At 69.1% G+C, this 12,671-nt stretch carries 16 protein-coding genes; 11 read left to right on the top strand and 5 right to left on the bottom strand.

Annotated elements, in window-relative coordinates:
- Positions 1-14: 14 nt before the first annotated feature.
- The 8 genes from BRO63_RS19900 to BRO63_RS19865 all read left to right on the top strand — a co-directional run bounded on the left by BRO63_RS19900 (position 15) and on the right by BRO63_RS19865 (position 7,540).
- Positions 15-566, top strand: a complete 552-nt coding sequence (locus tag BRO63_RS19900; protein WP_088141451.1) for a cysteine hydrolase family protein — start codon at positions 15-17, stop codon at positions 564-566.
- Between the two features lie 5 nt (positions 567-571).
- Positions 572-796: a DUF3820 family protein gene (locus BRO63_RS19895; protein ID WP_041655832.1), complete on the top strand. Its 225-nt coding sequence runs from the start codon at positions 572-574 to the stop codon at positions 794-796.
- A gap of 194 nt (positions 797-990) precedes the next feature.
- The gene (locus BRO63_RS19890; RefSeq protein WP_088141450.1) at positions 991-1,320 is read left to right on the top strand and encodes a hypothetical protein; all 330 of its coding nucleotides are present in this window, start codon (positions 991-993) and stop codon (positions 1,318-1,320) included.
- A gap of 100 nt (positions 1,321-1,420) precedes the next feature.
- Positions 1,421-2,299: a helix-turn-helix transcriptional regulator gene (locus BRO63_RS19885; RefSeq protein ID WP_256943361.1), complete on the top strand. Its 879-nt coding sequence runs from the start codon at positions 1,421-1,423 to the stop codon at positions 2,297-2,299.
- Between the two features lie 139 nt (positions 2,300-2,438).
- On the top strand, positions 2,439-4,532 hold the full coding sequence (locus BRO63_RS19880; protein WP_088141449.1) for a TonB-dependent siderophore receptor: 2,094 nt from the start codon (positions 2,439-2,441) through the stop codon (positions 4,530-4,532).
- A 56-nt stretch (positions 4,533-4,588) separates the two neighbouring features.
- Positions 4,589-5,017: a cupin domain-containing protein gene (locus tag BRO63_RS19875; protein WP_088141448.1), complete on the top strand. Its 429-nt coding sequence runs from the start codon at positions 4,589-4,591 to the stop codon at positions 5,015-5,017.
- A 25-nt stretch (positions 5,018-5,042) separates the two neighbouring features.
- Positions 5,043-6,221: a RhtX/FptX family siderophore transporter gene (locus tag BRO63_RS19870; protein ID WP_373557786.1), complete on the top strand. Its 1,179-nt coding sequence runs from the start codon at positions 5,043-5,045 to the stop codon at positions 6,219-6,221.
- 65 nt (positions 6,222-6,286) lie between these two features.
- Entirely contained in the window at positions 6,287-7,540 is a 1,254-nt protein-coding gene (locus BRO63_RS19865; protein WP_088141446.1) for an Hsp70 family protein, read from the top strand.
- A gap of 5 nt (positions 7,541-7,545) precedes the next feature.
- Here the strand turns inward: BRO63_RS19865 and BRO63_RS19860 are convergent, their stop codons facing one another.
- Positions 7,546-8,466, bottom strand: a complete 921-nt coding sequence (locus tag BRO63_RS19860) for a LysR family transcriptional regulator (RefSeq protein ID WP_088141494.1) — start codon at positions 8,464-8,466, stop codon at positions 7,546-7,548.
- A gap of 146 nt (positions 8,467-8,612) precedes the next feature.
- Here BRO63_RS19860 and BRO63_RS19855 point away from each other — a divergent pair, with 146 nt between their 5' ends.
- From BRO63_RS19855 to BRO63_RS19845, 3 genes are all read left to right on the top strand, one after another.
- Positions 8,613-9,632, top strand: a complete 1,020-nt coding sequence (locus tag BRO63_RS19855) for a zinc-dependent alcohol dehydrogenase family protein (RefSeq protein WP_088141445.1) — start codon at positions 8,613-8,615, stop codon at positions 9,630-9,632.
- 93 nt (positions 9,633-9,725) lie between these two features.
- Positions 9,726-10,313 carry an NUDIX domain-containing protein gene (locus BRO63_RS19850; RefSeq protein WP_088141444.1) on the top strand — a complete coding sequence of 196 codons (588 nt, stop codon included), beginning with the start codon at positions 9,726-9,728 and terminating at the stop codon, positions 10,311-10,313.
- A 14-nt stretch (positions 10,314-10,327) separates the two neighbouring features.
- Positions 10,328-10,663 carry a 2Fe-2S iron-sulfur cluster-binding protein gene (locus BRO63_RS19845; protein ID WP_088141443.1) on the top strand — a complete coding sequence of 112 codons (336 nt, stop codon included), beginning with the start codon at positions 10,328-10,330 and terminating at the stop codon, positions 10,661-10,663.
- Here the strand turns inward: BRO63_RS19845 and BRO63_RS19840 are convergent.
- From BRO63_RS19840 to BRO63_RS19825, 4 genes are read right to left on the bottom strand one after another with little or no spacing between them, the layout of a single operon-like run.
- Positions 10,644-11,129, bottom strand: coding sequence for a hypothetical protein (locus tag BRO63_RS19840; RefSeq protein ID WP_256943022.1), 486 nt, complete (start codon positions 11,127-11,129; stop codon positions 10,644-10,646). The two genes, BRO63_RS19845 and BRO63_RS19840, sit on opposite strands and share 20 nt — an antisense overlap.
- Positions 11,080-11,781, bottom strand: coding sequence for a DUF899 domain-containing protein (locus BRO63_RS19835; RefSeq protein ID WP_088141442.1), 702 nt, complete (start codon positions 11,779-11,781; stop codon positions 11,080-11,082). The genes BRO63_RS19840 and BRO63_RS19835 overlap by 50 nt, the downstream gene beginning before the upstream one ends.
- 54 nt (positions 11,782-11,835) lie before the next feature.
- Complete coding sequence (locus BRO63_RS19830) at positions 11,836-12,300, bottom strand: SRPBCC family protein (RefSeq protein WP_143219489.1); 465 nt, start codon at positions 12,298-12,300, stop codon at positions 11,836-11,838.
- Entirely contained in the window at positions 12,186-12,638 is a 453-nt protein-coding gene (locus BRO63_RS19825; RefSeq protein WP_088141441.1) for an ArsR/SmtB family transcription factor, read from the bottom strand. The genes BRO63_RS19830 and BRO63_RS19825 overlap by 115 nt, the downstream gene beginning before the upstream one ends.
- Positions 12,639-12,671 lie beyond the last annotated feature (33 nt).

The following is a 12,671-nucleotide window of genomic DNA, read 5'->3' as shown; positions in this document are numbered from 1 at the left end:
CTTTTGAGGAAACCATGACGTTCGCTTTGATCGTGATAGACGTGCAGCGCGCGCTGTTCGAGACGACGCCCGCGCCGGCCGATGCCGAGGCCGTGCTGGCCCGCATCAATGCGCTGGCCGTGCGCGCCCGCGAGGCCGGCGCGCCGGTCATCTACGTGCAGCACGAGAGCCCCGGCAGCGCCATGGATCACGGCCTGCCGGGCTGGCAGCTGGACTCGCGGCTGCAGCCGGCGGATGGCGACGTCCGCGTGCGCAAGACCACGCCCGATTCCTTTTTGCGCACCGATCTGGCCGATGCGCTGGCGCGAGCCGGCGCCACGCAACTGGTGGTGTGCGGTTATGCCAGCGAGTTCTGCGTGGACACGACCGTGCGCCGCGCGGCCGCGCTGGGCTATCCCGTCACGCTGGCCGCCGACGCCCACACCACCCAGGACAAGCCGCATGCGCCGGGCGCGCAGATCCGCGCGCATCACAACGCGACCTTGTCGTCCATCTCCAGCTTTGGCGTGAAGATCGCCGCCGTGCCTGCGGCGGACATCGTCTTCCCCGACGCGGCAGCCCGGTGACCGCCATGGATCCTGAACTGCTATCCTTGCTGGTCACGCGCACCATGCCCTTCGGCAAGTACCAGGGGCGTCTCATCGCGGACCTGCCTGGACCCTACCTGGCCTGGTTCGCGCGCAAGGGCTTTCCGCCGGGTGAATTGGGACGCCTGCTGGCTCTGATGCACGAGCTGGACCACAACGGCTTGTCTTCCTTGCTGGCGCCGCTGCGCCAGTCCGCGCCGAAGAAGTAGGGCGGCCCGCGTAGGGCGGCCCGCGTAGGGCGGCCCGCGCAGGGCGGCCGGGCGGAGAAACCGCGGGAAACAACTGTGGCGGATTGTGTAGCGTCTTGGCACGCCGCGCGCGGGCGGCCGGCGATACGATAGGGCGGCGTGTCCAGGACCGCGGGTCCGCGCCCTGGATGTCAGTTCATTGAAGAGAGGTCGTCATGAAGAAACTCCACATTTCCGCCTTCCTGCTTGCCGCCCTGTGCGCGGCCGGCGCCGCGCAGGCGCAGAATGCGGCGCCCGTCACGCAGGAATACCAGTACCCCAGCGTGCGCTCCAAGGACGGCAGCCTGTCGCCGCCTTCCACGCTGCGCATGACGGTCACGCCCGAATCCGGCTCGGCGCCAGCGGTCATCCGCGACACGCCGGAAAGCCAGGCCCAGTACGTGCGCTGCCGCGAAGTGTCGGACCGCGCCGCCGTGTCGAACGCGCAGATGCAGGCCGGCGTGGCGCAGTGCCTGAAGGAACTGGAGCAGCGCCGCCAGCAATAAGGCGCGCGTCGCCGCCCAATGGGCGGCTTTCCGTTCTGGTCAAACGGTAATAATATTCAATCTCATCAACAGCGCTGTCCGCCGCGACGGAGCCGCCATCTTGACCGCCGCCCATCCCGAACCTGATTGGACCGTATCGGCCGCCACGCCCGCCATGTCGCTGGCGGGCGGCACGTTGCGCTTTGGCCGCGACGAACGCGTGCAGGAGCGCCTGGAGCCGGGCCTGAAGCTGGTGCTCGTGTTGGACGGGGACCTGCGCTACAGCGTGCGCGGCGCGGCGCCCACCCGCGTGAGCGGGCCCGCGCTGCACCTGAGCGTGTGCCAGGATGCCATGGGCATGGAGCATGAGTTTGGCGCCCATCAGTCCTTGCGCTTCGTGTCCTTGCGCACGGGCCTGGACCATCTGCGCGAGGCCTTTGCTATGGACCCGGCCCAATTGGCGGGCCTGCTGCGCGCGCCGCGGGCCGCCGGCGCCTACGCCGAGGCCAATATGCGGGCGGACCGCAAGCTGGAGGCCCTGGGCCACCAGATGCTGGCCTGCCCGGTGCAAGGCGCGCTCAAGCGCATGTACCTCTCGGCCAAGGCGCTGGAACTGGCCGCGCTGGCCCTGGGCGCGTTGCAGCCGGCGGAGCAGGGCGCGCCCGTGCGCGGCCTGACGCGCGCCGACGTGGAGCGCCTGCATCACGCGCGCGACCTGGTTGCGGCGAACCTGCAGGACCCGCCGTCGCTGCCCGAACTGGCGCGGCGCGCGGGCGTGAACGTCAACAAGCTCACCACCGGCTTTCGCAAGCTGTTCGGCCAGAGCGTCTACGCCTACGTGCGTGAACGGCGCATGGAGCAGGCCCAGGTGCTGCTGGCCGAAGGCGCTTACACCGTATCCGAGGCGGCCTACGCCTGCGGCTATACCGATTCGCACTTCACCAAGGCGTTCCTGCGCCGCTACGGCGTGCTGCCCAGTAGCGTCGCGCCGGGCCGCTGAGGCGCCGAAACTTCCGCAATCGCCAGCAAGACTTCCGCAATCGCCAACGCGCGGCCGCTGTCGTTCCTAGAATTACTTGAGAATTATTCTCAATAAAATTCTAAGAGGACAGGCAGTGCGAAAACAGGTGAAAACGGGGGTGCCGCGCAGGAACGCGGCGCGTGCGCGGCATTGGCCGCTGTGGCTGGCGGTGGCTGCGGGGCCGGCGTTGGCGCAGGAGGCCGCGTCGCTGCCGGCGGTGACGGTCAGCGGCGAGGGCGTGGCGCAGGACACGGCGACCCTCGGCAAACTGCCGCTGACGCTGCGCGAGATTCCGCAGTCGGTGACGGTGATCGGGCAGGAGCGGATGCGTGAGCAGAACCTGCAAAGCCTGGACGAGGTGATGCAACACGCCACCGGCATCACGGTGCAGCCCTATCAGCTGCTGACCACCGCGTACTACGCGCGCGGCTTCAAGGTGGATTCGTTCGAGCAGGACGGCGTGCCCGTGCTGATGGGCAACATGGCGGCATCGCCGCAGGACATGGCGGTGTACGAACGCGTGGAGATCCTGCGCGGCGCCAACGGCCTGATGCATGGGGCGGGCAATCCCGCCGCCACGGTGAACCTGGTGCGCAAGCGGCCGCAACGCGAGTTCTCGTTCAACGGCTCCGTCAGCGCCGGAAGCTGGGACCGCTACCGTGCGGAGGCCGACCTGGGCGGTCCGTTGAACGACAGCGGCAGCGTGCGCGGCCGCATCGTCGGCGCAGTAGAAGACCGCGGCTATTTCTATGACGTCGCGGACCAGCAGTCGGCGCTGTTCTACGCCATAGGCGAAGTGGACCTGGGGCCGGACACGGTGCTGTCCGCCGGCCTGCAAACCCAGCGCATCCGTTCCACCACCAACATGGCCGGCGTGCCGCGCTACAAGGACGGCGGCGATATCGGCCTGAAGCGCTCGACCTACCTGGACGCGGCCTGGGACCGGTTCAACTGGGATACGACGCGCGTGTTCGCGGACCTGGAGCATCGTTTCGGCCAAGGCTGGAGCGCCAAGATCAGCGCCAACTACCTGACCGCGGACAGCAACCTGAAGTACGCCGGCGCCTATGGCGCGATAGACCGCCAGACCGGGCTGGGTTCCTCCTTGATGGGCGCGGCCTACAAGTTCGACAACAGCCAGGCCAGCGTGGACGCCTATGTCGGCGGCCCGGTGCAACTGTTCGGCCGGCGCCATGAACTGCTGCTGGGCGGCAATGCCCAGCGCACCACGTCCGAGCAATACAGCGCGGACCTGACGCCCTATCCGAACGTGCCGGTCAACGTCTTCGACTGGGATCCGCACAGCGTGCCCGAGCCTGGCGTGGGGCCGTACACCTCGCCCGGCGAAACCCGGCTCAAGCAGCAGGGCGTCTATGGCATGGGCCGCTTTTCGCTGGCCGATCCGGTGACGCTGGTGCTGGGCGGACGCATGAGCTGGTGGAACCAGAGCGCGCCCCGCGCGCGTCAGCGCATCGACCCGGAGTTCACGCCCTATGGCGGGCTGATCGTGGACCTCGACCGCCAGTGGTCGCTGTATGGCAGCTATGCGCAGGTGTTCCAGCCGCAGGGCGAACTGACGCGCGACGGCAAGCCGCTGGATCCCATTACCGGCACCAACTACGAGGCCGGTGTCAAGGGCGAACTGGCGGACGGCGCCTTGAACGTATCGCTGGCCGTGTTCCAGATCCAGCAGAAGAACCGCGCGCAGGAGGACCCCGCCTGGCCATGCGTGGGCCGCAACTGCTACTACATCTCGGGCGGGGAGGTGCGCAGCCGCGGCATCGAGGCCGAAGCCTCCGGCAGCATCACGCCCTATTGGACAGTGGCCGCGGGCTACACCTTCAACACCAGCAAGTACCTGACGGATTCGGAGTCCGGCGGACAGCCGTTCGCGCGCTTCACGCCCAAGCACATCTTCCGCCTGTGGACCAACTATGCCTTGCCCGGCCTGGAGCGGCGGCTGAGCGTGGGCGGCGGGCTGCAGGTGCAGTCGGGCTACTCCACGGTGTCCGGTCCCGTCACGCTGCGCCAGGGCGGCTATGCGCTGGTGGACCTGCGCATGGCCTATCGCGTGGACAAGCACGTGACCGCGGCGCTCAACGTCAACAACCTGTTCGACCGCGGCTATTACCAGAGCCTGTCGGGCACGGCCTGGAACAACCGCTACGGCGAGCCCCGCAACGTCATGCTGACTTTGCGCGCCGAATACTGATGACCCACGGCGGACGCCCACCGCGCGCGTCCGCCGGCAACCAGAAGGAGAGATCGATGAGTGCACCCGAGACCGGACCGGTGTTCGACTGGCTGGACCACTTCGTGGCGCTGGGGCGCGACGGCGCCATGCGCGACGTGGGCCGTCTGCGCCGCCTCGCGCCGCAGGACGAATGGCTGGTCGGCATCAAGGCCGTGGCCAGCGATGCCGACGTGCATGGCGATGTGTGGGAGCGCCACCCGGCCGGCGATGAAATGCTCTGCGTGCTGGAAGGGCGCGTGGTGGTCACGCTGCTGGCGGAGGACGGCGCCCAGACCGACATGCTGCTGGATACCCGGCGCAGCGCCATCGTGCCGCGCGGCGTGTGGCACCGGCTGCACGTCGCCTGTCCCGGCAAGATCCTGTTCGTGACGCCGGGGCAGGGCAGCGAACACCGCCGCGCGGATGCGCCGCCATCCCGCAGCCCCTCGTTGAAGGAAATCTGAAGTGAACCGTATTGCAGACGCACGCATGTTCGTGATGATAGGCGCCTTGTATTTTTCCCAAGGCATACCGTTGGGCGTGGCCATGGAGGCCTTGCCCACGCTGCTGCGCCGCGACGGCGCGGACCTGCACGCGCTGGCCTGGCTGCCGCTGGTCGGCCTGCCGTGGGTGCTGAAGTTCCTGTGGGCGCCCGTGGTCGACAACCGCTGGACCCGCGCCATGGGCCGGCGGCGCAGCTGGATCCTGCCGATGCAGGCCGTGGTGCTGGCCTGCCTGCTGGCGCTGTCTTTGGTGGGCATAGACGCCGAGGCGGCGCCCTGGGTGGTCGCCCTGATGGCGCTGGCGTCATTGGCCAGCGCCACGCAGGACATCGCCACCGACGGCCTGACGGCGGAGCGCTTCCAGGGGCAGGATCTGGCGCGCGCCAATGCCGTGCAGGTGGGCGGCACGATGGTGGGCTTCTTCTTCGGCGGGCCGGGTTGCCTGATGCTGGCCGGCTACGTCGGCCAGACGGGCGCGCTGCTGACGCTGGCGGCCGTGGTGGCGTTCAGCCTGTTGCTGGCGGCCGCCTGGCGTGAAACCGAGCTGGCCATGCCTGCGGCTAGGCGGCGCGCCACGCTGGGCGCTTTCGTGCGCCGCCCCGGCGCCTGGGCGCTGGCCGCGGCCGCCTTCCTGTCGGCCATGACGGCGGTGGCGGGCTATGGCCTGTCCAAGCTGTTCCTGGTGGATGCGGGCTGGGCGGTCGAGGCCGTGGGGCGCGTCGGCATGGCAGGAGGCGTGGTGACGGTGCTGCTGGGCTGCGGCGGCGGCGCCTGGCTGATCGGCCGGCTTGGCGCGCGGGCGGTGCTGGCACTGGGCCTGGCCGCCTCGGGCGCGGCCGCGCTGGCCTGGATGGCGCAGGCCCAGGGCTGGATGCCGCCGCAGGCGGGCACGGCCCTGGGCGCGCAGGCGCTGGGGGCGTTCGGCGCGGGCGCCGCGTCCGTGGCCCTGATGACGCTGGCCATGCGCTTTGCCAGCCGCGGCGAGCAGGCCGGCACCGACATGACCGCGGTGCAGAGCGCGCGCGACCTGGGCGAGATCCTGACCTCGTCCCTCATGACCGGGCTGGCGGCCCAGGTCGGCTACGCGGGAGGCTTCGCCAGCGGCTTGCTGGTGGCGGCCGCGACGCTGGCGTTCACGGCCAGGGCGCTGGCGCGCACGGGCTGATATGGCGATTCTGGCGGTTGCGGCTACACTTGTGCGCCGTTTTGCTTTCAGCACCAGAATTCCCCATGATCTCCACCGCATGCGGCGTCGACTTCGGCACATCCAATTCCACCGTGGGCTGGAGCCGCCCCGATCAGCGCGCGCTTCTCGCCCTGGAAGACGGCAAGACCACCTTGCCCTCGGCCATTTTCTTCCATGACGAAGACGCCGAGGTCAGCTATGGCCGCGCCGCCATCTCCGACTATCTGGCAGGCTACGACGGACGCCTGATGCGCTCGATGAAGAGCCTGCTGGGCAGTTCGCTGATCGATGGCTCGACGGAAGTGCAAGGCCGTTCGATTCCGTTCCGCGTCCTGCTCACGCGCTTCATCGCCGAACTCAAGCGCCGCGCCGAAACCGCGGCGGGGCGCGGCTTCACGCGCGCCGTGCTGGGCCGGCCGGTGTTCTTCGTGGACGACAATCCGGCCGCCGACCAGACCGCCCAGGACACGCTGGGCGAGATCGCGCGCAGCGTCGGCTTCACCGATATCGAGTTCCAGTACGAGCCGCTGGCCGCCGCATTCGACTACGAATCGCAGATCGACCGCGAAGAGCTGGTGCTGGTCATCGACATCGGCGGCGGTACCTCCGACTTTTCATTGATCCGCCTGGGCCCCGGCCGCGCGGGCAAGGCCGACCGCCGCGAGGACATCCTGGCCTATGGCGGCGTGCACATCGGCGGGGTGGACTTCGACAAGCAGCTCAGCCTGGCGCACGTGATGCCCATGCTGGGGCTGGGCAGCCAGCTGCGCAGCGGCAAGGACGTGCCGTCCACGCAATACGGCAACCTGGCGTGCTGGCACACCATCAACCAGGCCTATACCCGCAAGGCCGCCGAGCACTTCGCCTACATCCGCGCCGAAGCCGGCGACCGCGAGAAGATCGACCTGCTGTTGAACCTGGTCAAGCAGCGCGCCGGCCACTGGGTGGCGGTGCAGGTCGAAGAGGCCAAGATCGCGTTGTCGGAGACGCCCGCCGCGCGCATCGACCTGTCGCGCATCGCGCCGGAACTGGGCGTGGACGTGACGCGGCCCTCGTTCGACGCCTGCGTGGGACGCCTGATCGAAAAAGTCGAAAGCACGGTAGGCGCGTTGCTGCGCGATGCCGGCGTGTCGACCGCGGACGTGGACACGGTGTTCTTCACCGGAGGTTCCAGCCGCGTGCCGCGCCTGCGCGAATCGGTGTCGGCCTTGGTGCCGGACGCGCGCAGCGTCGAAGGCGACCTGTTCGGCAGCATCGGCGCCGGCCTGGCGTTGGACGCCCACCGCAAGTTCGGCTGAGCCGTTCAGGCGGCCAGCATCGCCGGCACCCGCGCCGCCAGCGCGTCGATGGCGGCGCGCGTCTTGGACGGCAGGTAGCGCGCCTGCGGCCAGACCGCGTGCACTTCTTGCGCGGCCAGGCGGTCGCCGTGCATCAGCACGTCCAGCTCGCCGGTGCGCACATAGTGCGTCAGCATCCAGCAGGGCAGCCAGGCGAGTCCCGCGCCGGCGATGGCGGCATCCGCGATGGCTTGCAGATCGTCCACGCGCAGGCTCGCGCGCGGACGCAGCTGCAGCACCTGGCCGTCCGGCCCGTGCAGCGCCCAGGCCTTGTCCACGCCGTTGCGCGTGTAGACGATGGCGGCATGCCGCTGCAATTCATCCACGGTGACTGGGCGGCCATGCGACTGGATGTACGCCGGGGAGGCCCCGATGCCCATGGTCTGCATGCCCAGCCGGCGGGCGGCCAGGCTGGCGCTGTCGGGCAGCTCGCCCACGCGGATGCCCAGGTCGTAGCCTTCCTCGATCAGATCGACCACCCGGTCGTTGAATGAAATCTCGACTTGCAGCTGCGGATGCTGCTGTGCCAGTTCGCGCAGCACGGGCGCGACGCAATGGCGGCCGAACACCAGCGGCGCGCTGACCCGCAAGCGTCCCTGGGGCTCGCGGCGGCCGCTGTCGAGTTCGGCCTCGGCGGTCTGCAGTTCGGCCAGCGCACGCACGCAGCGGTCGTAGTAGGCCTGGCCATCGTCGGTCAGGCTTTGCTGGCGGGTGGTGCGATGGAACAGCCTGGCGCCCAGCCGCGCCTCCAGCCGCGCGATGGACTTGCCCACCGCCGAGCGCGTGAGGTTCAGGCGTTCCGCGGCCAGCGCGAAGCTGCCGGCCTCCACGGCCTGCACAAAGACTTCGATGCCGCTCAGCCGGTCATAGGTGATCGCCGTAGCCATCATGGACTCCCTGCGTTTATTGATTCCTGGTGGGATTCAATGAAATGAAAAATATTCGCCACTAGGGAAATTGGTTCCCATATATCTTATCGGTAGTTGGCCGCCACGGGTAGCGGTCTTTCTTGAATCGATACAGGAGAAACAACATGCAGGCATACACCGTCACCAGCGGCCGGGACATCGCTTCACTGGAACGCGTCACGCGTCAGCCGCGCAGCCTGGGTCCCTTGGAGCTGCGCGTGCGCATCAAGGCCGTGTCGCTGAACTATCGCGACCTGATGGTGGCGCGCGGCGAATATCTGAAGGGTTCGGGCGATCCGGTCATACCCGCCTCCGACGCCGCGGGCGAGGTGATCGAGGTGGGTTCGGATGTGACCCGCTTCAAGATCGGCGACCGCGTCATGGGCGCCTTCATGCCGGACTGGATCGATGGCGAGCCCACGCCCGCCACGGTGGCGCTGGCGCCGGGCGCCGCCACCGACGGCCTGCTGTCAACCGAAAGCATCTTTGCCGAGCATGCCCTGGTCGCCACCCCGGCTTCCCTGAGCGACGAGCAGGCCGCGACCCTGCCTTGCGCGGCTGTCACCGCATGGAACGCGCTGTTCGTCGCCGGACGCGCCAAGGCAGGCCAGACGGCCTTGTTCCTGGGCACGGGCGGGGTTTCCATCTGGGGCCTGCAACTGGCCAAGGCAGCCGGCATGCGTACCATCATCACCTCGTCCAGCGCCGACAAGTTGGCTCGCGCGCGGGAACTGGGCGCGGACCTGACGATCAACTACCGCGAAACGCCGCAGTGGCAGGACGAAGTGCTGCGCCTGACCGGCGGCGAGGGCGCCCACGTGGTGGTGGAAGTCGGCGGCGAAGGCACGCTGGAGCGTTCCGTGGCGGCCGCGCGCATGGGAGGCACCATTGCGGTCATTGGCGGCGTCAGCGGTTTCGCGGCCGTGCCGGTCGCGCCCCTGGCCCTGATCGCGGGCGTCAAGCGGCTGGAAGGCATCTTCGTCGGCAGCCGCAAGATGCTCGAGGACGTGGCGCGCTTCGTCGACGTGGCGCGCATCGCGCCGGTCATCGACCGCGTCTACTCATTTGCCGAAGCGCGCGCGGCGTTCGAGCACCTGGCGTCGGGCCGGCACTTCGGCAAGCTCGTCATCCGCGTCGCGGAGTAGGCGTCATCGGGGAAGGCGGGAGGCGATGGTAAGCTCGTGCTGCCCGCGCGGACTGGCCGTCATCCGCGCGCCCCTTGAGATATCCGACCCGCCATGACCCGCAAGCCCGATTCCCACCTTGAAGAAAAGCTCGTCGCCAGCGAGGCGCCATACAACGGCGCCTTCCTGAAGATCCGCCGCGACACGGTCAGCCTGCCCAACGGCAACACGGCCACGCGCGAGTACGTGGTGCATCCGGGCGCGGTGGTGGTGATCCCCTTGCTGGACGATGGCCGGGTCTTGCTGGAACGCCAGTTCCGCTATCCCATCGGACGCGTGATGACCGAGTTTCCCGCAGGCAAGCTGGATCCGGGCGAGGATCCGCTGGCCTGCGGCAAGCGCGAGCTGCTGGAGGAAACCGGCTACACCGCCGATCAGTGGGCGCACGCGGGGGCCCTGCACCTGGCCATCGCCTATTCCACCGAGATCATCCACATCTTTTTCGCCCGCGGCCTGCGCGCCGGGCCGCGCCAGTTGGACCAGGACGAATTCCTGGACGTGATCAGCGCGGATCCCGCCGAGCTGATCGCGGCCTGCGCCAAGGGCGAAGTCACCGATGCCAAGACGCTGACCTGCGTGCTGTGGATGCAGAACGTGCTGTCGGGCGCCTGGCAGCTGGACTGGCAGGACAACGCGGGCTGAGGCCCGCCAGCGCCATGTCCGTATTTCCCGTTCTGGTGCAACCCGCCGGCCTGCGCTTCGACGCGCCGGGCGATACCTCCGTGCTGCTGGCGGCGCAGGCGGCCGGCATCAAGCTGCCCAGTTCGTGCCGCAACGGCACCTGCCGCGCCTGCATGTGCCTGCTGCTGGAGGGTGAGATCTCGTACCGCATCGAATGGCCGGGACTGTCGCGCGACGAGAAGGAAGAAGGCTGGATCCTGCCCTGCGTGGCGCAGGCCGAGTCCGCCCTGGAAATCCAGGCGCCGTTGGCCGCGCCGATCGAGGCCGCGCCCGTTGCGCCGCCGCGCCCGCTTACCGGGGCGCGGCGCTAGCGCCTGCGATCAGCGCCGCGGCGGCCATGGCGGCGCCCATTCCCAGCGCCATGCCGGCCGCCATTCCGCCGAATGGCGCGGCGCTCGCGGCCAGCGCCGCCGCCATGCCCCATTGAGCCCCCGCCAGCATGCCCAGCCCCATCACCAGCGCGCAGGCCAGCCGCGCGGCCATGCGTGGCGCGCCCGGCAGCGGCAATAGCGCGGCAATCAGCATGGCTGCGCTGCTGGCGGGCATCAGGGCCGCATGGCGCCAAGCTTGTTCCAGCAGCCCGCCGGACGCTGCGCACAGGCTGGCCAGCAGCGCAGCCGGCGTGCGCAGCGTGTCCGCCCACAACCCCGCGGCCATGGCCGCCGTGCAGGCCAGCCACAGGATGGCCGCGTCGGAGGCCATGCGGACGGCGTGGCCGGGCTTGCGCCTAGCCGCAGGCGTGGCAGGCGTGCGCCCGGGCGTCGTCGTAGCGGTCATGGTGGCGTACCCAGTCGCCCAGGTTGAAGTGCGGGCCGTTTTCGTTGCGGCCCAGGGGCGCTAGCTCCAGATAGTTGTAGGCGCCGGCCAGCCTTTCCACGCCGCGCGAGAAGCTTGAATAGGTGTGGAAGATTTCGCCGTCCGGATCGCGGAAGAAGGCGCTGGCGCCGGAGTTTTCCTCCATGCTGCCGTCGGCCTTGGGCACGGAGGCCAGCAGGTCGAAATTGAAGTCGCCGCCTTCGGACGAGTACCAGGGGAACTGCCAGCCCATGCGCCGCTTGAAGGCCTCCAGCTTGGCGTAGGGGGCTCGCGACACGGCGACCACCGCTACGTCATGCTGGCGCAGGTGCATGATCGCGCTGTCCATGTGGTCGGCCAGGAACGAGCAGCCCACGCAACCTTCCTCCCAGTCCGGGCCGAACATGAAGTGGTAGACGATGAGCTGGCTCCTGCCCTGGAACAGTCCAGCCAGGTCCACGGGTCCGGCCGCGCCCTGGAAGCGGTAGGGCTTGTCCACTTTGACCCAGGGCAGGGCCATGCGCTCGCGGGCCAGGGCGTCCTGGGCTCGGGTCAGTTCTTTTTCGCGGCGCAGCAGCGCCTCGCGCGCGATGTCCCATTGGGCTCGGGATACGACGGGGTGATCGGTCTGCATCGTGTGTCTCCTTGGAACGGGCCCGTGGGCCCGGGTAGGGCGAGCGGCGGGCCTTCAGGCCGGATTCGCCAGATGGGCCGCCAGCCGCTCCAGCGCGCCCAGCCAGCCATGCTGGTGGCTGTCGCGGGTGGCCTGGTCGACGAACGGGGTCTGCAGGAAGGCGAGCTCGGTGCCGCCGCCGGCAGGGGTGAATTCCAGCGTGATCAGCGAAACTTCCGCGGGCGTGTCGCGCCAGGCCCAGGTGAAGACCAGCCGACGCTGCGGCTCGACTTCGCGGTAGTGGCCGCTGGCATGATGCTCCAGCCCGTCCTCGGTGGCGAATCCCACCTGGTAGGCGCCGCCCACGCGCACGTCGGTTTCCGCCCGCAGCACCTTGCGGGTTTCGGCGGGACCGAACCAGCGCATCAGCGCTTGCGGGTCCGTCCAGGCGCGCCAGACGCGTTCGACGGGGGCGTCGAAGCGCCGCTTGAGCCGGAGTTCGATGGGGGCTGTTTCGTGTCGGGTGCTTCGTTTTTCCATGGGTGGACCTCTTCCTCGTGGTACAGGTACCGCGCCAGCGAATCCAGCTGCCCGTTCCAGAACTTCTCGTAGCGGGCCAGCCAGTCGGATGCCGCCCGCATGGGTTCGGGCGATAGCGTGCAGTTCACGACCCGGCCGTCCTTGGCGCGGGCGATCAGGCCGGCGTCTTCCAGCACGCGCAGATGCTTCATGAAAGCAGGCAGGGACATGGCATGCGGCCGGGCCAGCTCGCTGACCGAGGCCGCGCCTTGCTCCAGGTCGGCCAGCACCCGGCGCCGCGTGCCGTCGGCCAGGGCCGAAAAGATGCTGTCCAGCGTGTCGTCTTTAAACTTAACCATAGGGTTAAGTATTAAGCCGAAGCCGCGGGACTG

The sequence above is a fragment of the Achromobacter xylosoxidans genome, from assembly GCF_002192695.1.
Classification (GTDB): domain Bacteria; phylum Pseudomonadota; class Gammaproteobacteria; order Burkholderiales; family Burkholderiaceae_B; genus Achromobacter; species Achromobacter xylosoxidans_C.
The sequence above is the reverse complement of the archived record's forward strand: the minus strand, read 5'-3'. Positions and strand labels throughout refer to the sequence as shown.